At 71.8% G+C, this 21864-nt stretch carries 21 protein-coding genes and 1 pseudogene; 12 read left to right on the top strand and 10 right to left on the bottom strand.

The genetic code is table 11. The features are described 5' to 3' along the window. The 4 genes and pseudogenes from ABD901_RS21490 to ABD901_RS21505 all read left to right on the top strand — a co-directional run. On the top strand, positions 1-444 hold the full coding sequence (locus tag ABD901_RS21490) for a hypothetical protein (RefSeq protein ID WP_345128901.1): 444 nt from the start codon (positions 1-3) through the stop codon (positions 442-444). Next, a complete protein-coding gene (locus ABD901_RS21495; RefSeq protein ID WP_345128902.1) occupies positions 441-650 on the top strand; it encodes a DUF2997 domain-containing protein in 210 nt (69 codons plus the stop codon). The genes ABD901_RS21490 and ABD901_RS21495 overlap by 4 nt, the downstream gene beginning before the upstream one ends. After that, entirely contained in the window at positions 640-1233 is a 594-nt protein-coding gene (locus ABD901_RS21500; protein WP_345128903.1) for a ComEA family DNA-binding protein, read from the top strand. Before ABD901_RS21495 ends, ABD901_RS21500 begins: the two co-directional genes overlap by 11 nt. Next, positions 1217-1675 (top strand): annotated as a pseudogene (locus tag ABD901_RS21505) (4Fe-4S single cluster domain-containing protein); the annotation flags it as partial. The gene ABD901_RS21500 and the pseudogene ABD901_RS21505, both read left to right, overlap by 17 nt. A gap of 165 nt (positions 1676-1840) precedes the next feature. Here the strand turns inward: ABD901_RS21505 and ABD901_RS21510 are convergent. The 4 genes from ABD901_RS21510 to ABD901_RS21525 form a co-directional block, all read right to left on the bottom strand. Beyond that, entirely contained in the window at positions 1841-2437 is a 597-nt protein-coding gene (locus ABD901_RS21510; protein WP_345128904.1) for a LutC/YkgG family protein, read from the bottom strand. Further along, positions 2434-3867 carry a LutB/LldF family L-lactate oxidation iron-sulfur protein gene (locus ABD901_RS21515; protein WP_345128905.1) on the bottom strand — a complete coding sequence of 478 codons (1434 nt, stop codon included), beginning with the start codon at positions 3865-3867 and terminating at the stop codon, positions 2434-2436. The genes ABD901_RS21510 and ABD901_RS21515 overlap by 4 nt, the downstream gene beginning before the upstream one ends. A gap of 82 nt (positions 3868-3949) precedes the next feature. Next, positions 3950-4675, bottom strand: a complete 726-nt coding sequence (locus ABD901_RS21520; RefSeq protein ID WP_345128906.1) for a (Fe-S)-binding protein — start codon at positions 4673-4675, stop codon at positions 3950-3952. An 18-nt stretch (positions 4676-4693) separates the two neighbouring features. Beyond that, the gene (locus ABD901_RS21525; RefSeq protein ID WP_345128907.1) at positions 4694-5737 is read right to left on the bottom strand and encodes a LacI family DNA-binding transcriptional regulator; all 1044 of its coding nucleotides are present in this window, start codon (positions 5735-5737) and stop codon (positions 4694-4696) included. Between the two features lie 155 nt (positions 5738-5892). Here ABD901_RS21525 and ABD901_RS21530 point away from each other — a divergent pair, with 155 nt between their 5' ends. The 8 genes from ABD901_RS21530 (at position 5893) to ABD901_RS21565 (ending at position 15506) form a co-directional block, all read left to right on the top strand. Further along, on the top strand, positions 5893-7377 hold the full coding sequence (locus ABD901_RS21530; RefSeq protein ID WP_345128908.1) for a sugar ABC transporter ATP-binding protein: 1485 nt from the start codon (positions 5893-5895) through the stop codon (positions 7375-7377). After that, positions 7374-8402 (top strand): ABC transporter permease, encoded by a 1029-nt coding sequence (locus ABD901_RS21535; RefSeq protein WP_345128909.1) that lies wholly within the window; start codon positions 7374-7376, stop codon positions 8400-8402. The genes ABD901_RS21530 and ABD901_RS21535 overlap by 4 nt, the downstream gene beginning before the upstream one ends. Continuing rightward, the gene (locus ABD901_RS21540; RefSeq protein WP_345128910.1) at positions 8399-9373 is read left to right on the top strand and encodes an ABC transporter permease; all 975 of its coding nucleotides are present in this window, start codon (positions 8399-8401) and stop codon (positions 9371-9373) included. Before ABD901_RS21535 ends, ABD901_RS21540 begins: the two co-directional genes overlap by 4 nt. Positions 9374-9427: 54 nt before the next feature. Beyond that, complete coding sequence (gene rhaS, locus ABD901_RS21545) at positions 9428-10480, top strand: rhamnose ABC transporter substrate-binding protein (protein ID WP_345128911.1); 1053 nt, start codon at positions 9428-9430, stop codon at positions 10478-10480. 157 nt (positions 10481-10637) lie between these two features. Further along, the gene (locus tag ABD901_RS21550) at positions 10638-10961 is read left to right on the top strand and encodes an L-rhamnose mutarotase (protein WP_345128912.1); all 324 of its coding nucleotides are present in this window, start codon (positions 10638-10640) and stop codon (positions 10959-10961) included. After that, positions 10958-12136: an L-rhamnose isomerase gene (gene rhaI / locus ABD901_RS21555; protein ID WP_345128913.1), complete on the top strand. Its 1179-nt coding sequence runs from the start codon at positions 10958-10960 to the stop codon at positions 12134-12136. The genes ABD901_RS21550 and rhaI overlap by 4 nt, the downstream gene beginning before the upstream one ends. Next, positions 12133-14130 carry a bifunctional aldolase/short-chain dehydrogenase gene (locus tag ABD901_RS21560; RefSeq protein ID WP_345128914.1) on the top strand — a complete coding sequence of 666 codons (1998 nt, stop codon included), beginning with the start codon at positions 12133-12135 and terminating at the stop codon, positions 14128-14130. The genes rhaI and ABD901_RS21560 overlap by 4 nt, the downstream gene beginning before the upstream one ends. Beyond that, positions 14127-15506, top strand: coding sequence for a rhamnulokinase (locus ABD901_RS21565; RefSeq protein WP_345128915.1), 1380 nt, complete (start codon positions 14127-14129; stop codon positions 15504-15506). Before ABD901_RS21560 ends, ABD901_RS21565 begins: the two co-directional genes overlap by 4 nt. Before the next feature lie 54 nt (positions 15507-15560). Here ABD901_RS21565 and ABD901_RS21570 read toward each other — a convergent pair whose 3' ends face one another. The 6 genes from ABD901_RS21570 to ABD901_RS21595 form a co-directional block, all read right to left on the bottom strand. Beyond that, positions 15561-16406, bottom strand: a complete 846-nt coding sequence (locus tag ABD901_RS21570; protein WP_345128916.1) for an HD domain-containing protein — start codon at positions 16404-16406, stop codon at positions 15561-15563. Continuing rightward, on the bottom strand, positions 16403-17065 hold the full coding sequence (locus ABD901_RS21575; RefSeq protein WP_345128917.1) for a 4'-phosphopantetheinyl transferase family protein: 663 nt from the start codon (positions 17063-17065) through the stop codon (positions 16403-16405). The genes ABD901_RS21570 and ABD901_RS21575 overlap by 4 nt, the downstream gene beginning before the upstream one ends. A gap of 306 nt (positions 17066-17371) precedes the next feature. Further along, positions 17372-18409, bottom strand: a complete 1038-nt coding sequence (locus ABD901_RS21580) for a hypothetical protein (RefSeq protein WP_345128918.1) — start codon at positions 18407-18409, stop codon at positions 17372-17374. Positions 18410-18579: 170 nt separating this feature from the next. Further along, positions 18580-19218: an FMN-binding negative transcriptional regulator gene (locus ABD901_RS21585; RefSeq protein ID WP_345128919.1), complete on the bottom strand. Its 639-nt coding sequence runs from the start codon at positions 19216-19218 to the stop codon at positions 18580-18582. A 24-nt stretch (positions 19219-19242) separates the two neighbouring features. Continuing rightward, positions 19243-20655 carry an FAD-dependent oxidoreductase gene (locus ABD901_RS21590; RefSeq protein WP_345128920.1) on the bottom strand — a complete coding sequence of 471 codons (1413 nt, stop codon included), beginning with the start codon at positions 20653-20655 and terminating at the stop codon, positions 19243-19245. Further along, positions 20652-21800: a polysaccharide pyruvyl transferase family protein gene (locus ABD901_RS21595; protein ID WP_345128921.1), complete on the bottom strand. Its 1149-nt coding sequence runs from the start codon at positions 21798-21800 to the stop codon at positions 20652-20654. Before ABD901_RS21595 ends, ABD901_RS21590 begins: the two co-directional genes overlap by 4 nt. Between the last annotated feature and the right edge of the window lie 64 nt (positions 21801-21864).

The raw sequence follows: 21864 nt of genomic DNA on the forward strand, positions 1-21864 counted from the left end.
ATGAGCGTCGCATTGTTGCTGGTACCGCTGGCCATCGCCGCCGCCGCGGCGCACGCCAAGCTGACGGAGAAGGACTCGGCGGCCACGGTCTGCCGCGTACAGACCCGGATGCGCGACGCCGATCTGCTCGCCGCCGCCCTGCGCGAGACCCGCGCGGAGGTGACGCGCGCGGGCGCGGACCTCGTGGCCGACTGGGCGGGCGTGCGGGCCCGCTTCGGCCGCGACGCGCAGCAGATCTGGTCCGCGCACTTCACGGGGGCGGTCGACGAGCCCCGGGCGATCGACATCGTCCGGGCCGTCGACGCCGCCTACGGCCGGCAGGTCCAGCGGGCGGTGCTGGACCGCCTGACCCAGCGCGCGCCCGCCGCCGGCCTGCGCCTGGAGTCCCGCTCGGTCACGCCGGACCAGGCCGTGCGGCTCGTCTTCGCGGTGGAGCGGGCATGAAGCGCATCGTGGTCACCGTCGCCGCCGACGGCACCGTGAACGCCGAGACGCTCGGCATCACGGGCTCGAAGTGCCTCGACTACGTCGCGCTGCTCGAGGACCTCCTCGCCGCGCAGACGGTGCACAGCCAGTACACCGCGGACTACGCCGCCGTCGAGAACCGGGTCGCCGGCCGGAACAGGCAGGAGCAGCGCGATGAAGCCTGACGAGCCGAGCTTCGGCTGGAAGCTGCTCAACAGCTGGTGGGTGCTGCTCACGGTGCTCGGCCTGGGCTGCCTCAGCGGGGCCGGCTTCCTCTACGCCGGCTTCCGCGCGAAGCGGCCGGCCTGGTGGGGCGCCGGCATCGCGTACTTCGTGCTGTCCTGGGCGGGCGTGGCCGGCATCGCCTACTACCCCCACAACTCGACGGGCCTGCACAACGTCGGCATGGCCTACTACGCCGTGTGGTTCGCCAGTATCGTGCACGCGCTGATCATCAACCCCACGTACCTGCGCCGGCTGGCCGCCCAGCGGCCCGCGCCTGCGGTTCTGGCGCCGCCGCCGGTGTTCCGGCAGGCGGTGGACGTCAACAGCGCTACTGCCCAGCAGCTCTGCGCCTACATCGATCCGGCGCGGGCAGAGCGGGTGGTCGCCGACCGGGAGGCGCGCGGCGGGTTCCAGAACGTGGAGGAGTTCGCGGCCGCGGCAGGGTTGATGCCGCACGAGTTCGCCCGGATTCGCGCCTTGCTGACGTGCACACCGCGTCCGCGTGCGCCGCAGCCCGGGGGCGGGCGTGTTCTCGACTTCTGATCCGGCCGCCGTCCGCGTCGGGCGGTTCGTCGAGCGGACCGTCGCCGAAGGGCCGGGCGAGCGGACGGCGATCTGGGTCCAGGGCTGCTCGATCCGCTGCGAGGGCTGCTTCAACCCGCACCTGTGGGCGTTCCGCGGCGGCACCGTGGTGCCGACCGCAGCGGTGATCGCCCGGGTGCTTGCCGCCGGCACCGAGGGGCTGACCCTGCTCGGCGGCGAGCCGTTCGACCACGCCGCGCCGCTCGCGGCGGTCGCCCGGGCCGCGGGCGGCGCCGGGATGTCGGTGATGACCTTCTCCGGGTACACCACGGCGCAGCTCAACCGGGCCGTGCACGCCGGGCGCGCCGACGTGGCCGCGCTGCTGGACGCCACCGACCTGCTCGTCGCCGGGCCCTTCGTGGCCGCGCTCGTCGACCGCGACCGCCCGTGGGTCGGCTCCACCAACCAGGAGCTCGTCCAGCGCGGCGGCCGCTTCCCGGGCCTGCTCGCCGCGGCGGCGAGGACCCCGGACCGGCTGGAGGTCACGGTCGCCGCCGACGGCGTGCTGTCGGTGAACGGCTGGGCCGACGACGAGACCCTGGACGCGCTGCTGCACGACCTGGGGCGGCTACCGAACCAGCAGTACCACGAGCGTGCGCGGGCCATGGACGCCCTCGACGCGGTTCAGCTCGATGTCGCTGGTCGCCGAGGGGCCGCTGATCAGCGTGAGCGGGCGGGTCGGCTCGAGCCGGGCCAGCAGTTCGGGGACCCCCGGCACGACCTGGTCGGCGCGGACCACGCAGTAGTGCCGGTCGGGCACTAGCGTGATCGCCCGCCGGCCCTGGTCCGGCGAGCCGTCCAGCGCGATCGTGCCGGTCTCGGCGACCGCCGCGGCGCAGCACGTGACCACCCCGGCGAAGCCGTCCAGGGCGGGCGCGTCGAGGGTGCCGTCGTCGACGGTCGCGCCGGGCACCTCGAACGGCAGCCCCGGCGGCACGACCAGCGGGCCGACGCCGTCGAGGACCTTCGCCAGGTCGGCGGCCAGGCCCTCGGCGGTGGTGTGCACGACGGTCGCCTTGTAGTCCTCGAGCCGGTCGGTCAGCAGCGCGAGGTCGCCCTGCTGCTGCGGATCGGCGCGGCGGTACTCCCGGGGCACCTCCGGAACCGCGGGCGATCCGCCGAGCGCCGAGCGGATGCGGGCCAGGACCTCGTCACGGGCGGTCATGTCCGGTTTCGCCACCAATCGCGGAACGTCTGAGCCGGTGGGCGGGGCAGGTCGCGGCTGGCCGTCCAGCCGCGCAGCAGCCTGGTGCGGCGGCTCACCAGCCGGCCGAGGCCCAGGAGCCGCTCGGCGCCGCGGAACCGCCCGGGCCGCGACATCACCCACGACATGGCGGCCATCGAGATCGCCTCGGGCGAGGGGCCCTTCTTCTCCTCGACCCTGCGGGCCCGCAGGTGGACGAGCATGGAGGGGATGTCGATGCGCACCGGGCAGGCGTCGAAGCACGCGCCGCACAGGCTGGAGGCGTAGGGGAGCGAGGCATTGTCCTTTATGCCGGTCAGCTGCGGGCTGAGCACCGCGCCGATCGGGCCCGGGTAGACCGACCCGTAGGCGTGGCCGCCGGTGCGCTCGTAGACCGGGCAGACGTTGAGGCACGCGCTGCAGCGGATGCAGTGCAGCGCGGAGCGCCCGGCCTCGTCGGCCAGCACCGCCGTGCGCCCGTTGTCCAGCAGGACCAGGTGGAACTCCTGGGGGCCGTCGCCGGGCGTGACGCCGGTCCACAGCGACGTGTAGGGGTTCATCCGCTCGCCGGTGGAGGAGCGCGGCAGCAGCTGCAGGAACACCTCCAGGTCGGTCCACGCCGGCACGACCTTCTCGATGCCCATGACGGTGATCAGCGTCCGCGGCAGGGTCAGGCACATGCGCCCGTTGCCCTCGGACTCGACCACGGCCAGCGTGCCGGTCTCGGCCACCGCGAAGTTGGCGCCGGAGACGGCCACCTTCGCCGAGAGGAACTTGCGCCGCAGGTGCTCGCGGGCGGCCATGGCCAGCTGACGCGGCTCGTCGGTGAGGTCGGCCGGCACGGAGGGCATCTCGCGCAGGAAGATGTCGCGGATCTCGGTGCGGTTGCGGTGGATCGCGGGCACGAGGATGTGCGAGGGCTTGTCGTGGCCGAGCTGGACGATGAGCTCGGCGAGGTCGGTCTCCCAGGCGGCGATGCCCTCGGCCTCGAGGGCCTCGTTGAGCCCGATCTCCTGCGTCGCCATCGACTTGACCTTGACGACCTCGTCGGCGCCGGCTTTCTTCACCAGGTCGGCAACGATGCGGTTGGCCTCGTTGGCGTCGCGCGCCCAGTGCACCGTCCCGCCGCGCTCGGTGACCCGCTCCTCGAGCTGGGTGAGCAGCTCGGGCAGGCGCGCCATGGTCGAGGCCTTCAGCGCCTCGCCGGCGAGCCGCAGCTGCTCCCAGTCGGGCACCTCACCGACGACCGCGGCCCGCTTGGCCCGGATCGTCCGGGTCGCATGGCCGAGGTTGCGCCGCAGCTGCTCGTTGGCCAAAGCCGTGCGGGCCGCCTTGGGGAAGCTCTCGTCGCCGCGCAGCTGCCCGACCCCGCGCGGGGCCACCACCGGCATCCCCAGGAATGTGCTGCTCATGCCCGCACCTCCGCTTCGCTCCGGCGCCCGCATGAGTTGAAGAGTCCATGATGAGCAGCCACTCCGCTTCGCTCCGTACTGCTCATGTCGCCGCCAGAATCTGCGCGAGGTGTACGGGCTTCGTGTCGACCGACAGGCGGGACAACCCGCCGCCCATGTGCATCAGGCAGGACGAGTCGCCGGCGCAGACCGCGTCGGCCGACGTCGACAGCACGTTGCGCAGCTTGTCGGCGAGCATCGCGGCCGACGTGTCGGCGTTCTTGAGCGCGAACGTGCCGCCGAAGCCGCAGCACTGCTCGGCGTCGGGCAGCTCGACCAGGTCGATGCCGCGCACCGCGCGCAGCAGCTGCAGCGGCCGGTCGCCGACGCGCAGCATGCGCAGCGAGTGGCAGGTCGGGTGGTAGGTGACCCGGTGCGGGTAGTGCGCGCCGACGTCGGTCACGCCGAGCACGTCGACCAGGAACTCCGACAGCTCGTAGGTGCGCTTGGCCACCTCGCCGGCCCGCGCCGCGAGCTGGCCCTTGCCGGCCCGCTCGGCGACGGCCGCGTGCTGGTGGCGCACCGATCCGACGCAGGAGCCCGACGGCGCCACGATCGCGTCATAGGGCTCGAACGTGCGCATGTGGTGCTCGACGAGCTTCAGGGCCTGTCTCTGGTACCCCGTGTTGACATGCATCTGCCCGCAACACGTCTGTGCCTCTGGGAACACCACCTCGTGTCCCAGCCGCTCCAGCAGTGTCACGGTGGCCTTGCCGACGTCGGGGAACATCGCATCGGCGAGGCACGTGACGAACAACGCGACGCGCATCGGTCACCGCCAGCTCTTTCAGCCTGTCCGTCGCCCGGCGGCCCGTCGGCCGCGTGGGCGGCCGCTGGACTCGCGGACGATCAGCTCGGGTTGGAAGACGACGTGCCGATGTTCGTGCCGGCCGTCGTCCTCGATCTCTTCGAGCAGCAGGGCTGCCGCCGTGCGGCCGAGCTGTTCGCGGGGTTGACGCACGGAGGATAGCGGTACCGCGGCGGCCGCGGCGAACTCGATGTCGTCGTATCCCACGATCGCCACATCCTGGGGCACCCGGACGCCACGCTGGGTCATCTCCTGCAGCACGCCCAGTGCGAGCAGGTCGTTCGCGCAGAACACGGCGGTCGGCCGCTCCTCGGCCGGCTGTGCGGCGATCCGCGTGGCCGCCGCCCGCCCGGAGGCCACCGTGAGGTTCGGGGTGGCCACCACCGACAGCTCGGCCCGCCCGTCGACCGCCGCGGCGATACCGGCGTGCCGGTCGTGCACCTGGGCGATCGACATCGGCCCGCCGACGAACGCGATGTGCCGGTGCCCCTGCTCGACGAGGTGCTCGCCGGCCAGGCGCCCGCCGAGCACGTCGTCGACGGCGACCGAGCACCGGCTGTGCCGCCCCGAGCCGCGGTCGACCAGCACCACCGGCGTGCCGCGCTGGATGAGCTGCTCCAGCCGGGAGTGCGGCGACTCGTCCACCGGCGTGATGAGCACGCCGCGCACCCGCTGCTCCTCCAGCAGCTCCAGGTGGCGCTGCTCCCGGCCGGCGTCCTCGCCGCTGTTGCACACCACGACCATCACGCCGTGCTCCTCGGCGGCGGCCTCCGCGCCCCGGACCACGTCGGTGAAGAACGGGTTGGTGACGTCGAGGACCACCAGCGCGATCTGCCGGCTCTGCCCGGCCCGCAGCTGCCGAGCCGAGTCGTTGCGCACGTAGCCGAGCTCGGCGATGGCGTCGAGCACGCGCTGGCGGGTGGTCATGGCGACGAGCTCGGGGCGGTTGAGGACGTTGCTCACGGTACCGATGGAGACGCCGGCCCGTCGTGCGACCTCTTTGATGCCGGTTGTGGTGGACATCGATCTCCTGAAACGTGTCAAGCCTGAAGTCGCGGCGGCGCGCCGCAACCGGTGTATCAAATCGGTAACGCGATCGAAACCCTTGACGCGATCTCGGCTTTGCTTCTAACGTCACTTTAACCACGCGATGAAACGTTTCACAAGGAGGGCCGCGGGTGCTCGTTCTGGAGGGCGTCAGCAAGTCGTTCGGCGCCGTCGCCGCGCTGCGCGACGTGCGCCTGGAGCTGCGCGCCGGCGAGGCACACGCGCTCGTCGGCGAGAACGGCGCCGGCAAGTCCACGCTGGTGAAGATCCTCGCCGGCGCGCACGCGCCGGACGCCGGCACGATCACCATGAACGGTGAGCCGCTGGTGCTGCACAACCCGGCCGACGCCCGGGCGGCCGGCATCGCGGTCATCTACCAGGAGCCGACGCTCTTCCCCGACCTGTCCGTCGCCGAGAACATCTTCATGGGCCGCCAGCCGCTGCGCGGGATGCGCCGCATCGACGCCGGTGAGATGCGCCGCCGGGCGGCGGAGCTCTTCGACCGTCTCGGCGTGCAGCTGGACCCCGACCGGCCGGCGCGCGGGCTGTCCATCGCCGACCAGCAGCTCGTCGAGATCGCCAAGGCATTGTCGTTCGACGCCCGGGTGCTCGTCATGGACGAGCCGACCGCCGCGCTGTCCGGCGTCGAGGTCGAGCGCCTCTTCGCCGTCGCCCGCTCCCTGCGCGACGCCGGCGCCGCGGTGCTGTTCATCTCGCACCGCTTCGACGAGGTCTTCGCGCTGTGCGAGCGCATCACCGTCATGCGCGACGGGCAGTGGGTCTCCACCGACGCCGCCGCCGACCTCACCGTCGCCGACGTCGTGCGCCGCATGGTCGGTCGGGAGGTCGGCACGCTCTTCCCGAAGGAGGAGGCGGCGATCGGCGACGCCCGGCTCGAGGTGCGCGGCCTGACCCGGCAGGGGTACTTCACCGACGTCAGCTTCACCGTCCACAGTGGAGAGATCGTGGCCCTGGCCGGCCTCGTCGGCGCCGGGCGCTCCGAGGTCATCCGGGCCGTGTTCGGCGTCGACCGCTACGACTCCGGCGAGGTCCTCGTCGACGGCAGGCCGCTGCACCGCGGCAGCGCCTCGGCCGCGATCGGCGCCGGCCTCGCCCTCGTGCCCGAGGACCGCCGCCAGCAGGGCCTGATCATGGAGCTGTCCGTCGAGCGCAACGCCACCCTGCCGCGGCGCTGGTCGCTTTCCAGCCTCGGGCTGCTCTTCGGCGGCTCCGAGCGCCGCGCCGCCCGCGACTGGTCGCAGCGCCTGCAGGTCAAGGCGGCCCGGCTCGGCGACCCGGTCTCCACGCTCTCCGGCGGCAACCAGCAGAAGGTCGTCCTCGCCAAGTGGCTGGCCACCCAGCCGCGGGTGCTCATCGTCGACGAGCCGACCCGCGGCATCGACGTGGGCACCAAGGCCGAGGTGCACCGGCTGCTGAGCACGCTCGCCGGCGAGGGCGTCGCGGTGCTCATGGTCTCCAGCGAGCTGCCCGAGGTGCTCGGCATGGCCGACCGGGTGCTCGTGATGCACGAAGGGCGGCTCGCCGCCGACATTCCCCGCCACCAAGCCGACGAGGAGTCCGTGATGCTGGCCGCCACCGGGCAGGGCGATCGATGACCGCCGTCGACACCGCGGCACCGCCGCGCACGGCCCGCGCCACCCGGCTCACCCACCGGGTGTTCCTGGTCCGCGAGCTGGGCATCGTCGCCGCCCTGGTGCTGCTCATCGGCGCGACCGCGATCAGCAACCACCGGTTCCTGTCCGCGCAGAGCGTCAAGGACCTGCTGCTCGGCGCGACGATCCTCGCGATCCTGGCCACTGGCCAGGCGATCGTCGTCATCACGCGCAACGTCGACCTGTCGGTCGGCTCGGTGCTCGGCCTGTCGGCGTTCGCGACGGGCACGCTCTTCCTCGACCACCCCGGCATCCCGATCCCGGTGGTGCTGGTGGCGGGCGCGGCGCTCGGCGCGGTGTGCGGCGCGGTCAACGGCGCCCTCATCGCCGCCGCCCGGGTGCCGGCGCTCGTCGTCACGCTCGGCACGCTGTACGTCTTCCGCGGCATCGACTACCGGTGGGCCACCGGCAAGCAGATCAACGCCGCCGACATCCCGCGGTCGTTCCTGCACATGGGCACCAACACCGTGCTGGGTGTGCCCATCCTGACGCTCTTCGCCCTCGTCGTCGTGCTCTGCGCCGGCTTCTACCTGCGCTCCTACCGCAGCGGCCGCGAGCTCTACGCCATCGGCTCCGACCCGGCCGCCGCGCGGCTGTCCGGCATCGCGGTCGGCCGCCGGGTGTTCTTCGCCTTCGTCACCTGCGGCGCGCTCGCCGGGCTGGCCGGCGTGCTCTACGTCGCCCGCTTCGGCACGCTGGACGCCAACGCCGGCCTCGGCCAGGAGCTCAACGTCGTCGCCGCGGTCGTCGTCGGCGGCGTGGCCATCTTCGGCGGCAGCGGCTCCGTCTACGGCGCGGCGCTGGGCGCGATGCTGCTCACCACCATCGGCAGCGCCCTGCCGGTGCTCGGCGTCACCCCGTTCTGGCAGCGCGCCGCCGTCGGTGCGCTGATCCTGGCGGCGATCGGCCTGGACCGCGCGCTGTCGGTGCGAGTCACGAAGAGCCTGCAACGAGGGGTACACCAGTGAACATCCTGCGGAAACTGGGCTCCTGGGACGTCGTCGTCCTCGTCGCCCTCGCCCTGGTCGTGATCGTCGGCGAGGCCACGATCAAGGGCGTCGGCACCCCGGTGTTCTGGCGCTTCGTGACGCTCGAGGTCATCCCGATCGCCATCATCGCGCTGCCCCTGACCCTGATCGTCATCACCGGCGAGATCGACCTGTCCGTCGCCAGCGTCATGGGGCTGACGTGCTCGGTCATGGGCTCCCTCTGGGCGCACGGCGTGACGTCGCTGCCGCTGCTGATCGCGCTGTGCCTGCTGCTCGGCGCCGTGCTGGGCGCGTTCAACGGCCTGTTCGTCACCGTCTTCGGCCTGCCCTCGCTCGCCGTGACGATCGGGACCCTGGCGCTGTACCGCGGCCTGGCCTACGTCGTTCTCGGCGACAAGGCGGTCTCCAACTACCCGGTCTCGTGGACCAGCAACGCGATCAGCCCGATTCCGGGCCTGACCATCCCGTGGTTCGTCATCATCGTCGGCGTCCTCGCGGTGCTCTTCGCCGTGGTCCTGCACGCCACGCCGATCGGCCGCGGCCTCTACGCCATGGGCAACAACGCCGAGGCGGCCCGCTTCGCCGGCGTCGCCGTCGCCCGCACCAAGTTCTGGCTGTTCGTCGCCACCGGCACCATGTCCTCGCTCGCGGGGGTGTTCTGGACCTTCCGCTTCGCCAGCGCCCGCGCGGACAACGCCAACGGCCTTGAGCTCGCCGTCGTCGCGGCCGTGCTCCTCGGCGGCGTCTCCATCTTCGGCGGCCGCGGCGGCCTGCTCGGCGTCATCGGCGCGGTCGTGCTGCTCAGCACGCTGCGCAACGCGCTGCAGCTGGCATCCGTGCCGCCGAACACCCTCACCATCGTCACCGGAACGCTGCTCATCGCCTCGGTCGTCGGACCGAACGTCGTCGGCATGGCGCGGGAACGCCTGCGTCGCCGGCGGCCGGCTTAACGGTTCACCCCCAACACCCCTTTCCCGTTGCACCCCACTGAAAGGATTCAACCGATGAGAGCCAAGGTCATCGCGGCCGCGATCGCCACCGCGCTCGCGTTCTCCATGGCGGCCTGCGCCGAGGACACCAACACACCGTCCTCCGACACCAGCGCAGGCGCGGGCGGCAGCGGCACCATCAAGAGCGGCCTGAAGGTCGCCTTCCTGCCCAAGCAGGTCAACAACCCGTACTTCGACACCTCCGACAACAAGGGCGGCAAGGTCGCCGTCGAGGAGTTCAAGGGGGTGTACAGCGAGACCGGCCCGTCCGAGACGAGCCCGTCGGCGCAGGTCAGCTACATCAACACGCTCTCGCAGCAGGGCACCAACGTCATCGCCGTGTCCGCCAACGACAAGGACGCCATCTGCGGCGCCCTCAACGAGGCCCGCCAGGCCGGCGCGAAGGTCGTCACCTACGACTCCGACACCAAGCCCGAGTGCCGCGACCTGTTCATCAACCAGGCCACCTCGGAGGGCATCGCCAAGGTCCAGATCAAGCTCATCTCCGACGCGATCGGCCCCGACGGCGGCGAGATCGCGATCCTCTCGGCCACGGCGAACGCCACGAACCAGAACGCCTGGATCGAGATGATGAAGACGGAGCTGGCCAAGCCCGAGTACAGCAAGCTCAAGCTCGTCGACACCGTCTACGGCGACGACGACGACCAGAAGTCGTTCCAGGAGGCGCAGGGCCTGCTGGCCAAGCACCCCAACCTCAAGGGCATCATCTCGCCGACCACGGTCGGCATCGCCGCGGCCGGCCGCTACCTGTCGGGCTCGAGCTACAAGAGCAAGGTCCAGCTGACGGGCCTGGGCACCCCGAACCAGATGAAGGCGTACGTCAAGGACGGCACCGTCAAGGCCTTCGCGCTGTGGAACCCGGCCGACCTGGGCTACCTGGCCGCCTACGCGGGCGCGGCGCTGGCCTCGGGGATCATCAAGGGCAAGGAAGGCGACAAGTTCACCGCCGGCAAGCTCGGCGAGTTCACGGTCGGCAAGGACGGCACGGTCCTGCTCGGCGACCCGTACACCTTCAAGGCCGACAACATCGACCAGTTCAACTTCTAGTCCGGTGGCGCGGGCTTCGGCGGGTCCGGCGCTCCACGGCGGACCCGTCGAAGGCCCCTCGGTGAGCCTTTCGATGGCCGGGCGCTGGCGGTTTCTCGATAAGTCGGGCGCTGGCGCGCCACGACTTATCGGACATATCACGATAAGGAGGTATGGCATGCGCCGAGTCTGCTTCACGCTGCAGGTCAAGCCGGACATGCTCGAGGAGTACCGGCGCCGCCATGCCCAGGTCTGGCCGGACATGCTCGTCGCGCTGCGCGACGCCGGCTGGCACGAGTACCAACTCTTCCTTCGCGATGACGGCCTGCTCGTCGGCACGCTCCTCACCGAGGACCTCGCCGCCGCGCAGGCCGCCATGGACGCCACCGAGGTGTCGGCGCGCTGGGAGGCGCAGATGGCGGAGTTCTTCATCCACGGGCGGCATCTGGTCGTCCTCGACGAGGTGTTCAACCTGGAGCACCAGCTTGGAGCATTGCAATGACTGAGCTCGCCCCGGAGACGCGGGCGCGTGTCGCGGCGCGGCTGCGCGACCAGCGGATCGAGACGGCGTCCTGGGCGTACGGCAACTCGGGCACGCGGTTCAAGGTGTTCCCGCAGGAGGGCGTGCCCCGGGATCCGTACGAGAAGCTCGCCGACGCCGCCGTCGTGCACCGCTACACAGGCGTGGCGCCCACCGTGGCGCTGCACATCCCCTGGGACCTCGTCGAGGACTACGCCGACCTGGCCCGCCACGCGACCGAGCTGGGCGTCCGGGTCGGCACCATCAACTCCAACGTGTTCCAGGACAACGACTACAAGCTCGGCAGCGTCACCAACCCCGACGCCGGCGTGCGGCGCAAGGCGATCGGGCACCTGCTCGAGTGCATCGACGTGATGGACCGCACCGGGTCGCGGGACCTGAAGCTGTGGTTCTCCGACGGCACCAACTACCCCGGGCAGGACGACGTGCGCACGCGCCAGGACCGCCTGGCCGTGGCCCTGGCCGAGACCTACGCGCGGCTCGGGGACGAGCAGCGGATGCTACTGGAGTACAAGCTGTTCGAGCCCGCGTTCTACATGACGGACGTGCCGGACTGGGGTACCGCATACGCCCATTGCATCGCCCTCGGCGAGCGCGCCCAGGTGGTCATCGACACCGGCCACCACGCGCCCGGCACCAACATCGAGTTCATCGTGGCGGTGCTGCTGCGGGCCGGCAAGCTCGGCGGCTTCGACTTCAACTCCCGCTTCTACGCCGACGACGACCTCATGGTCGGCGCCGCCGACCCGTTCCAGCTCTTCCGCATCCTGCACGAGATCGTCCTCGCGGACGCCCTGTCCGGGCGGGGGATCGCGTTCATGTTGGACCAGTGCCACAACATCGAACCGAAGATCCAGGCGGTGATCCGCTCCGTGCTCAACGTGCAGGAGGCGACGGCCAAGGCGCTGCTCGTCGACCACGCCGCGCTCAAGGCGGCGCAGGACGACGGCGACGTGCTCGGCGCCAACGAGGTACTCATGGACGCCTACCACACCGACGTGCGCCCGCTGCTTCGCTCGGTGCGCGAGGACATGGGCCTCGACCCGGATCCCATCGGGGCGTACAAGCGCTCGGGCTACCTCGAGAAGGTCCGCGCCGAGCGGGTCGGCGGCACGCAGGCGGGCTGGGGCGCATGATCGAGGACCTGGTCGCGCGCTCCAACCGCCTCGGCTCGGACCCGCGCAACACCAACTACGCCGGCGGCAACACCTCGGCGAAGGGCACCGCGGTCGACCCCGTCACCGGCGGCGACGTCGGCCTCGTCTGGGTCAAGGGCTCCGGCGGCGATCTCGGCACCCTCACCCCGTCGGGCCTCGCCGTGCTACGGCTGGACCGGCTGCGGGCGCTCGTCGACGTGTACCCGGGCGTCGAGCGCGAGGACGAGATGGTCGCCGCGTTCGACTACTGCCTGCACGGCCGCGGCGGCGCGGCACCGTCGATCGACACCGCCATGCACGGGCTCGTCGAGGCCCCGCACGTCGACCACCTGCACCCCGACGCCGGGATCGCGCTGGCCACCGCCGCGGACGGGCCCGCGCTGACGAAGGAGTGCTTCGGCGACCGGGTGCTGTGGGTGCCCTGGCGCCGCCCCGGTTTCCAGCTCGGTCTGGACATCGCGGCGGTACAGCGGGCAAACCCCCAGGCCATCGGCGTGATCCTCGGCGGTCATGGCATCACGGCATGGGGCTCCACCTCCGACGAGTGCGAACGGAACTCGCTCGAGATCATCGCCACCGCCACCGCCTTTCTCTCCTCGCGTGGTCGTCCGGACCCGTTCGGGCCGGTGCTGCACGAGCCGCTCCCGGACCGCAGGGCGCGTGCGGCGGAGCTGATGCCGCTGCTGCGCGGCCTCGCCTCGACCGACCGGGCGCAGGTCGGCCACTACACCGATACGGACGTCGTGCTGGACTTCGTGGGGAGCCAGCGAATGTCCGAACTGGCCGCGTTGGGCACGTCGTGCCCCGATCATTTCCTGCGTACCAAGGTGCGTCCGATGGTACTGGACCCGGGCGGCGGGACCGAGGAACGCATTCGCGAGTTGCACGCGCAGTACCGGGAAGACTACGCGGCGTACTATGCCCGGCACGCCACCGCGGACTCGCCGCCGATGCGCGGCGCGGACCCGGCGATCGTGCTCGTCCCCGGCGTCGGCATGTTCTCCTTCGGCGCGAACAAGCAGACCGCCCGGGTCGCGGGCGAGTTCTACGTCAACGCGATCAACGTGATGCGCGGCGCCGAGTCGGTGTCCACGTATGCGCCGATCGACGAGGCGGAGAAGTTCCGCATCGAGTACTGGGCGCTCGAAGAGGCCAAGCTGCAGCGCATGCCCAAGCCCAAGCCCCTCGCGACGCGGATCGCGCTGGTCACCGGCGGCGGGTCGGGCATCGGGCGGGCCATCGCGCTGCGGCTTGCCGCCGAGGGCGCCTGCGTGGTCGTGGCCGACCGCGACGGTGACGCGGCTGCGAAGGTCGCCGGCGAGATCGGCGGTGCGGATGTCGCGGTACCGGTGACCGCCGACGTCACCGACGAGGAGGCGGTGCGGGCCGCGATCGACGCCGCGGTGCTCGCCTTCGGCGGGGTCGATCTCGTCGTGAACAACGCCGGCCTGTCGGTGTCGAAGCCGCTGCTGGAGACGACGGTCGCGGACTGGGACCTGCAGCACGACGTCATGGCCCGCGGCTCGTTCCTCGTCGCCCGCGAGGCCGCCCGCGCCATGATCCGCCAGGGGATGGGCGGCGACATCGTGTACATCGCGAGCAAGAACGCGGTGTTCGCCGGGCCGAACAACGTCGCGTACGGCGCAACCAAGGCCGACCAGGCGCACCAGGTGCGGCTGCTCGCCGCCGAGCTGGGCGAGCACGGCATCCGCGTCAACGGCGTCAACCCCGACGGCGTCGTGCGCGGCTCGGGCATCTTCGCCTCGGGCTGGGGCGCCCAGCGCGCCGCCGTCTACGGGGTGCCGGAGTCCGAGCTCGGCGCGTTCTACGCCCAGCGCACGCTGCTCAAGCGTGAGGTACTGCCGGAGCACGTGGCCAACGCGGTGTTCGCGCTCGCGGGCGGCGACCTGTCGCACACCACCGGCCTGCACGTCCCCGTCGACGCAGGCGTCGCGGCGGCGTTCCTGCGATGAGAATCGCGGCCGTCGACCTGGGCGCCTCGAGCGGGCGGGTGATCGTCGCCGACGTCTCGTCCGGGGTGATCACCTTCTCGGAGGTGGCCCGCTTCCCGAACGAGCCGGTGCGTGTCGGCGGCACGTTGCACTGGGACGTCCTGGCCCTGTACCGGGGGGTGCTGGACGGACTGGCGGCGGCCGGTCCCGTCGACTCGGTCGGCATCGACTCGTGGGCCGTCGACTACGGCCTGCTCGACGCGGACGGGGTGTTGCTCGGCAACCCGGTGCACTATCGCGACTCGCGCACGGACGGCGTCAGCGACCGATTTTCCGGGCATTCCGTTTTTTCCGGGTATTCCGTCTATGAGGCCTCGGGGATCGCGCTGCAGCCCTTCAACACGATCTTCCAGCTGGTCGCGGCGGCGGGCTCGGCGCAGCTCGCCGCGGCCCGGTCGCTGCTGCTGATTCCCGATCTGATCTCGTACTGGCTCACCGGCGTCGCCGGGACGGAGGTCACGAACGCCTCGACCACCGGCCTGCTCGCGGCCGGCGGGAAGTCCTGGTCGCCGCAGATGCTGTCGCTGGCCGGCGTGCCGGAGTCGCTCTTCCCGCCGCTGCGCGCCCCCGGCTCGCCGGCCGGCGTCATCGCCCCGGCGGCCGGCGCGGCCGCCGGCACCCCCGTCACCGTCGTCGCGTCGCACGACACCGCGTCGGCGGTGGCCGGGGTGCCCGGCGCCGGGAACTTCGCCTACATCTCGTGCGGGACGTGGTCGCTGGTCGGCGTCGAGCTGCCCGCGCCGGTGGTGTCCGTCGAGTCGTACGAGGCCGGGTTCACCAACGAGATCGGCGTCGACGGGACGGTGCGGTACCTGCGCAACGTCATGGGCCTGTGGCTGCTGCAGGAGTGCCAGCGCTCGTGGGGCCTGCCGCTCGAGCCGCTGCTGGCCGGGGCGGCGTCGGCGCCCGCCGGCCGGAGCGTCATCGACGCCACGGACCCCGTCTTCCTCGCGCCGGGGGACATGCCCGCACGGATCGAGGCGGCGTGCCGGTCCGCCGGCCAGCCGGTCCCGTCGACGCCGGTGGAGATGACGCGGTGCATCCTGGACTCGCTCGCGCTGGCGTACCGGCGGGCGATCGACGACGCTCGGCGGCTGGCCGGGGTGAGCGTCGACGTGGTGCACATCGTCGGCGGCGGCGCGCAGAATGAGCTGCTGTGCCAGCTCACCGCGGACGCCTGCGGCCTGCCGGTGCTGGCCGGGCCGGTCGAGGCGGGCGCGCTGGGCAACATCCTGATCCAGGCTCGGGCGTTGGGCCTGGTCGACCCCGATTTGTCCTCGATGCGGGCCTTGCTGCGGGAGACGCAGCGTTTGGTGTTGTACGAGCCGCGCGCCTGACCGCTTTTTGTCGCACCCCTGCGGTACGGTACCCCCATGGTTAGAACTGATGTTCTAGATCATGGTTTCGTCTTCTTCGGTTGTTGTTCTTTTCATGGATGCCGCGGCGCGGGCCTGGAAGGCAAGGCGGTCGTCGGCGCCGCCGGCGATGGCGGTCAGGATGTCGTCGAGTCGCATGTAGACGGCCCAGACCGCCTCGCCGGTGGCGGCGGCGATGATCTCCGCGACCTTCTGCTCCAGGCCGGCCTCGCGCCGCCCCTTCCACACCTTGTCGGCGAGCGTGACGAGCAGCTCGTCGATCGTGGCGTCGTCCCGCTCCCACCGCCCGTGCAGCGCGGCGAAGCGGGCGAGCCGCGCCTCGACGCCGCGGGAGCGCAGGAGCGCCTCGCCGGCCGGCTCGTGCTCTGCGCCGGCCCCGGTCAGCTCACCGGGGAAGAGGACCTTGCCGATGTCGTGCGTGGCCGCCCCGAAGAGCACGGCAGCGCGATCCACGTCGACGGCTTCCCCGAGCCGGTCGAGGAGCTCTACGGCGACGTGGTGCACGGCCCGCAGATGGGCACCGAGCCGCGGCGGCGCCCCAAGATCCCGCAGCAGCGCAACGACGTCACTCGGCAGCGGCCGTAGCCCGGGCTCGCTGAACGCTCTCTCCAGCGCGGGGTCGCTGTCCGCTCCACGCCTTGGTCGCCTTGGGCCCACGCCGCTCTCGCTCCTGACGTCCTCGCCGGCCGCGTCACTGTCCGCGGCGTTCTCGCTTGAGATGTCCTCGCCGGTTGCGTTCCTGTTCGCGCCGTTCTCGTTCGCGCCGTTCTCGTTCGCGGCGTTCTTGTTTGTGGTGGTCTCGTGGGTTGTGTCGTTGTTCGCAGCGTTTTCGGTTTCGCTGCTTTGGTTGGCGGTGTTCATGGGGTGAGGTCGCTTGCCGTGATGTAGCCGGCGCTGCGGACGAGGTCCGGCGCCACGTGGAAGCGGCCGCGGAACACGGACGGTGCGCCGGGGGAGTCCGCGAGCCGCTTGGGCTCGATCCGCGCCTCGAACTCGCCGGCCTCCGGGTCGATCGTCAGCCTGGCGTCGAGGAAGTCGAGCCAGGTCCCGACGATCGGCGACCACAGCTTGTAGACGACCTCCTTGGCGGAGAAGTGCACCGCCGGCCACCAGTCCTCGTCACGCCGTTGTTCGAACCAGGCGATCTCCTCCGGCAGGCAGATCATGCGATGCAGGTTGGCCGGCAGCACGGTACGCCGCTCGGCGTCGATCCCCACCGCCCGCACGTCGGACCGGCGCGCCACGGCCGCCGCGCAGTAGCCGGCCGTGTGCGTGATGCTGCCGGTCGTACCGTGGGGCCAGACCGGCGCCCGGTTCCCGCCGGTCGGCACCGCCCGCCCACGGACCCCGAGCCGTTCGAGCGCACGCCGGGCGCAGGTTCGCCCCGCCGTGTACTCCCGCCGCCGGCTCTCCACGGTCCGATCGGTGAGCGCCACCGCCTCTTCGGGCAGGAGCGCCGCGGTGTAGTCGTCGTGCGCGGCAACCTCCACCGCCACCCATTTCGGCAACAGGTCATCCACGCTCGCGACTGTATCCGCTCCGCGCCGCCGCCCACCGTCTCGCCGATCGCGTCTCGATGGGGCCTTGGCTCGGGCCTCGATACGGCCCGTGCATCGCCGCTCGCTGGCCGGGTTCGTGTCGACGCGGCCCTCGGTTCGGCTCTTGTACGTCGTCCGCCCGCGCGCCGGTTCCGGCCGTTGTGTGCTGCGTGTCCGCCCTGGTCAGTCGCGCGCCGGTTGCGGTCGTTGTGCGGCTGCGTCTCGGCCTTGGTCAGTCGCGCGCCGGTTGCGTCGTTGTGTGGCTGCGTGTCTGCGTGTCTGCGCTGGTCAGTCGCGCGCCGGTCTCGTTCGCGGCAGGAACAGGCCTCCGAGCACGGCGCCGGCGAGGGCGGTCAGCACGACGACGCCGCTCCAGAGCTCCAGCGACCACGCGATCCCGAGCGAGAGCTCGACCCCGATGAGGTGCGTCGGCCAGATCAGCAGCGGCACGAGGACCCCGGCGGCGAGCGGTACCAGGTCGCCGCGCCGCGCCGCCACCGCCTGCACCGCGAGGTCCGCGATCACGGCTCCGGCGAGCGGCCAGAGCTGCGCCGGCAGGTTCTCGAAGTCCCCGAACACGCCGTTGGGCACCGAGGCGGCCGCGACCACGAGCGTGATCAGCCCGAGCGGCATTCGTCCGAGCCGCGTCCAGACGAGGAGGACCGCGGCGAGGATCAGCACCGTGTACGTCATGTAGTCCGCCACCCCGAGCACCTCCCGGTCGCCGTTGGCGCTCATCGCGGCCGGCGCATCGGTGAACGGTGAGAGGTAGTCGAGGAAGAACGCCGCCACCCCCGTCGCGGTGGTGGCGCTGATGAGCACCGGTACGTCCGGGCCCGATGCCCACGCGAGCGCACCGCCCGTCGCCGGCGTCGCGATCTCCCCGTCGCGTTCGTCGTCGCCCGCGGCCGCCGGCTTTCCGCCGTTCGCCGCGAGGTTGCGCTTGGCCGCGGCGGCGCGGATCGGGGTCGCGATCATGAGAGTGCCGGCGGTCAGCAGCAGCAGGTGCGGCGGGCTGAGCAGCGCCTCCAGGTCCACCTCGATCCCGAACACGATGTGCCACGTCATGTCGAACGCCCCACCGGCGGCGAAGAGCACCGCCCCGAGCAACCCCAGCCCGTAGCCGGCGGGCACCCAGTCGCGCACGGGGCCTTCGGGCCGCCCTCGCCACAGCCTTGCCGGCACGAGGCTGATCGCCAGCGCGGCGTACCCGCTGTACAACACCCCGTGCCAGGGCGTGAAGAACGTCTCGAGCGTGGGCACGTGCGAGTGCGCCCACCCGTCCATGAACAGCCCGCCGGCCAGCCACACGGTGGCTAGAGCCACAACAAGATCACGCCGTCCGGACGAAACCGCCCGGCGATCCCTGGACCGCTGCACAAGGGTGCTCGCCATCCATCGATCCTGACGCATCAGCCCGCCGAGCACAGCCCCCTCGCAGCCAGTCCTCCCGGCGCCGCCGCCCGACCTCCGCTGCCCGGGTCGACGGTCGGGGGTCAGCCGTCGAGGCGGCGGAGCAGGTGTGTGCGGGCCTCGGCGTCCATGGGGCCGTTGCGGGCGGCCAGGTGCGCGGCGAGATCGTGGCGGTGCTCGGAGGTGCGGTTGCCGCCGTACTTGAACTTGCCCGCGACCGCGGTGATTGTCAGCTCGATGCCGCGGATGCCGGGCAGCTGGCGGTCGTCGAGGGCGACCGGCTCGCGGTCCGTCGTGGGCTGGAACTGGGCCAGCTGGCGGTTGAGGATCGCGGTTTTCTCGGCCGGGTCGTCGACGATCCGCACGTCGCACGAGAGTTGGACCGAGGCGTAGTAGGAGGTCGGCACGCCGACGCGGGGGTCGGTGCCGGGCTTGGCGTTCCAGTCCGACGGTACGAAGACGTAGTCGCCGATCACCGTGAGCAGTGCGCGCGAGTGCTCCTCCAACGCTGCCCACGCCGGGTTGGGGCGGGCCAGGTGCAGCCATACGCGGGCGTCGCCGTCGAACGAGAAGTGGGTCGGGACCACCACGGGCAGGTCGCGCGCCCGGCCGGGGGCGATGAGCTGGCCGAAGTCGTGGCCGGAGAGCCAGTTCCGCCACTCGGACTCGTCGATGGGTGCGTCCCACGGGTGTACCAGCACGTGCCCCAGGGTGCGGCACATGGTGTACCGAATGAAAGGACCAATCTAGGTCGGGAGGCTTGCGCCCTGGGCCCGCAGGACTCGCTGGACGTGTGCGGCGGGGACCTCGCGCGGCGCCTTGCCGATCCGCGCCGCCAGTGCGGCGCAGACTCCGGCCGCCTGGCCGGTCGCCACGGAGATGGGCATGATGCGGTACGAGCTGTGGGCCACATGGTCGCCCGAGATGCACCGGCCCGCCACCAGCAGGCCGTCGACATCGCGGGGGAGCAGCGTGCGCAGCGGGATGTCGTAGGAGCTGCCCTGCGGCAACCGGCGCAGGATCGTGCCGGGGCCGTTCGGGTTGTGGATGTCGACCGGGTAGGCGCCGCGGGCGATCACGTCGTCGAAGGAGCGGGCGCTCAGCACGTCCTCGCCCGTCAGCTGATAGTCGCCGAGCACGCGGCGCGTCTCGCGGACGCCGACCTGCACGCCGCTCTGGATCACGTAGGACTCGGCGAAGCCCGGCACCCGGTCGTGCAGGAACCGCGAGATCTGCTCCAGCTGGCGGTGCGTGGCCAGCTCCGCCCGGGTCAGGTCCCACACGCTGATGCCGAGGCCGCCGATGCGCGTCGAGTTGACCGAGACCTCGTCGTGGTGGGGCGTTGCGAAGAACAGGATGTCCTCGCGCGGCAGGTCGAGCTCGCCCGCGTCGCGCGCCTGGCGGATGAGGTCCCACAGTCCGTGTACTCCTTTCCACTGGTCGGGGTGGTCGTGGACATAGTCGAGGAAGCCCTGCCGATCGACGTTGCCGACGCGGAACATCAGCGTTATCGGCTGGGTCAGGCCGTCGCCGGGGCGGCCGACCTCGTAGGGCGCGCCGGCCGCCGCCGCGAGATCGCCATCGCCTGTGCAGTCGACGACGACGTCGGCGTCCAGCACGACGGGGCCGGACTTGGTCTCGAACACACAACGCGACCCGCCCTCGGGCAGCGGCATGAGATCCGAGGCGAAGGCGTGCAGCAGGAGGCGAACACCGCAGCCGGAAAGCATGTCGTAGGTGACGAGCTTGAACAGCTCAGGATCGAATGGCACCGTGTAACCGGTGCTCGGGTCCGGCGGGGTGGCGCCCCCGGAGCGGACCAGGCGATCGAGCAGGGTCCATAGTACACCGGCGACGACCGGCTCGCCTTCCCCGTGATCGGTCGGCAACAGTCGGTTGTCGTCGCCGCCCACGGCCTGCTTGATCTCGTTGTGGAAACTCATCAGCGGCATCACGAGCGCGGCCGTTGCGTTGCCGCCGAGGAACCCGTACCGCTCGACGAGCACCACCTCGGCGCCCGCTGCCGCCGCCCCCATCGCTGCGCCGAAGCCGGCCGGGCCGCCGCCGACCACCAGGACCTCGGTGCGCCCGCCGTGCGTCGCCGAACGCGGCGGCAGCTGAACGGCCGGCAGCCCGATCGGCCGCTCCAGCGCCGTCATGCGCTGACCACCGGCTGCCGCTCGGGCAGCGGTGCGATGCGATCCAGCTGGGCGCTCAGGCGGCGGCCAGTCTCGGTGGCGCGCTGGCGCATCCCGGCGACGCGCGCGGCGACCTCCTCCTGCCGCTGCGGCCGTTCGTCCCACAGCCGGTCGACCTGCGCGATCAGCGGCCCGGCCGCCTCCCGGACCACTCCGAGCGGCACGGGCGCGCCGATGCGCTGCGCGAAGTCGAAGACCTTGCCCGCGTATGGCAGTGCCAGCAGGGGTACACCTGACAGGGCCGCGAAAATCAGGAAGTGCAGTCGCATGCCGACCGCGAGGTCCAGGTGGCGCATCAGATCGAGGATCTGTCCCGGCCGGTACTGCCCGTGCAGGACACGGCACTGCTCGGCGGCCGTCATGCGCGAGAGCACGGCGTGCGAGTGGCGGATGTCGGAGCGCTCCATCGGCACGAACAGCACCGACGCGTCGAGCCGGTGCACGACGAAGTCCGCGACGTGTGCGAGCAGCTGGTGGTACTCGTCGGCGGCGAGGTGCTGCGCGGCGCGGCCGGGCTCGCGCACGCTCATGCCGACCACGCGGCGCCCGGGCGGCAGCGAGTCATGCAGCACGCCGGCGTCGAACTCCTCCGGCTGCAGCAGCAGGGCGGGGTCCGCGGTCACGGTAACCTGCGCGGTAACGCCGGCCTCCTCGAGCGCGACCTTCGACTCGTCGTCGCGGACCGTCACCTCCGTCGCCGCGCCGAGCACGTCGCGCGCCATCGCGCAGTCGAGGTCCTCGGTGAGCGGGCCGGCGCCGATCGCGTACGTGAACACGGGCACGCGCTGCTCCTGTGCCGTGCGGACCACACGCAGGTAGCGGCGGGCCTCGGTGTCGTACAGGATCCCGCCGCCGCCGACGACGAGCAGGTCGAGGCGGGACAGGACGTCCGCGGTACGGTCGCGGCTGACGCCCTCCCAGGGTGCCACCGTCACGCCCGGGTGCTCCTTCGCGGTGTGCTCCAGATCGCGGGACAGGACCAGCACCTCGGCGTCCGGGCGTCGCGCTCGCAGGTCGGACAGGATGCTGGCGAGGATCGCTTCGTCGCCGAGGTTGTAGCCGCCGTAGGAACCGAGGACGCCCACCCTGGGGCCGTGTTCGGACATCACGCGCCTCCCGATCGCCGGAGGCCCCGAGATACCCACGGGAGAAGTTGTCACACCCGACCCT

Source organism: Dactylosporangium darangshiense (assembly GCF_039537565.1).
Classification (GTDB): Bacteria; Actinomycetota; Actinomycetes; order Mycobacteriales; family Micromonosporaceae; genus Dactylosporangium; species Dactylosporangium darangshiense.

Coding starts and splice junctions, on each gene's coding strand:
- ABD901_RS21535 (WP_345128909.1), top strand. CDS start 7,374: ATGACCGCCGTCGACACCGCGGCACCGCCGCGCACGGCCCGCGCCACC.
- ABD901_RS21525 (WP_345128907.1), bottom strand. CDS start 5,737: ATGTCCACCACAACCGGCATCAAAGAGGTCGCACGACGGGCCGGCGTC.
- rhaI (WP_345128913.1), top strand. CDS start 10,958: ATGACTGAGCTCGCCCCGGAGACGCGGGCGCGTGTCGCGGCGCGGCTG.
- ABD901_RS21550 (WP_345128912.1), top strand. CDS start 10,638: ATGCGCCGAGTCTGCTTCACGCTGCAGGTCAAGCCGGACATGCTCGAG.
- ABD901_RS21585 (WP_345128919.1), bottom strand. CDS start 19,218: ATGTGCCGCACCCTGGGGCACGTGCTGGTACACCCGTGGGACGCACCC.
- ABD901_RS21515 (WP_345128905.1), bottom strand. CDS start 3,867: ATGAGCAGCACATTCCTGGGGATGCCGGTGGTGGCCCCGCGCGGGGTC.
- ABD901_RS21520 (WP_345128906.1), bottom strand. CDS start 4,675: ATGCGCGTCGCGTTGTTCGTCACGTGCCTCGCCGATGCGATGTTCCCC.
- ABD901_RS21495 (WP_345128902.1), top strand. CDS start 441: ATGAAGCGCATCGTGGTCACCGTCGCCGCCGACGGCACCGTGAACGCC.
- ABD901_RS21490 (WP_345128901.1), top strand. CDS start 1: ATGAGCGTCGCATTGTTGCTGGTACCGCTGGCCATCGCCGCCGCCGCG.
- rhaS (WP_345128911.1), top strand. CDS start 9,428: ATGAGAGCCAAGGTCATCGCGGCCGCGATCGCCACCGCGCTCGCGTTC.
- ABD901_RS21510 (WP_345128904.1), bottom strand. CDS start 2,437: ATGACCGCCCGTGACGAGGTCCTGGCCCGCATCCGCTCGGCGCTCGGC.
- ABD901_RS21560 (WP_345128914.1), top strand. CDS start 12,133: ATGATCGAGGACCTGGTCGCGCGCTCCAACCGCCTCGGCTCGGACCCG.
- ABD901_RS21595 (WP_345128921.1), bottom strand. CDS start 21,800: ATGTCCGAACACGGCCCCAGGGTGGGCGTCCTCGGTTCCTACGGCGGC.
- ABD901_RS21500 (WP_345128903.1), top strand. CDS start 640: ATGAAGCCTGACGAGCCGAGCTTCGGCTGGAAGCTGCTCAACAGCTGG.
- ABD901_RS21570 (WP_345128916.1), bottom strand. CDS start 16,406: ATGAACACCGCCAACCAAAGCAGCGAAACCGAAAACGCTGCGAACAAC.
- ABD901_RS21590 (WP_345128920.1), bottom strand. CDS start 20,655: ATGACGGCGCTGGAGCGGCCGATCGGGCTGCCGGCCGTTCAGCTGCCG.
- ABD901_RS21565 (WP_345128915.1), top strand. CDS start 14,127: ATGAGAATCGCGGCCGTCGACCTGGGCGCCTCGAGCGGGCGGGTGATC.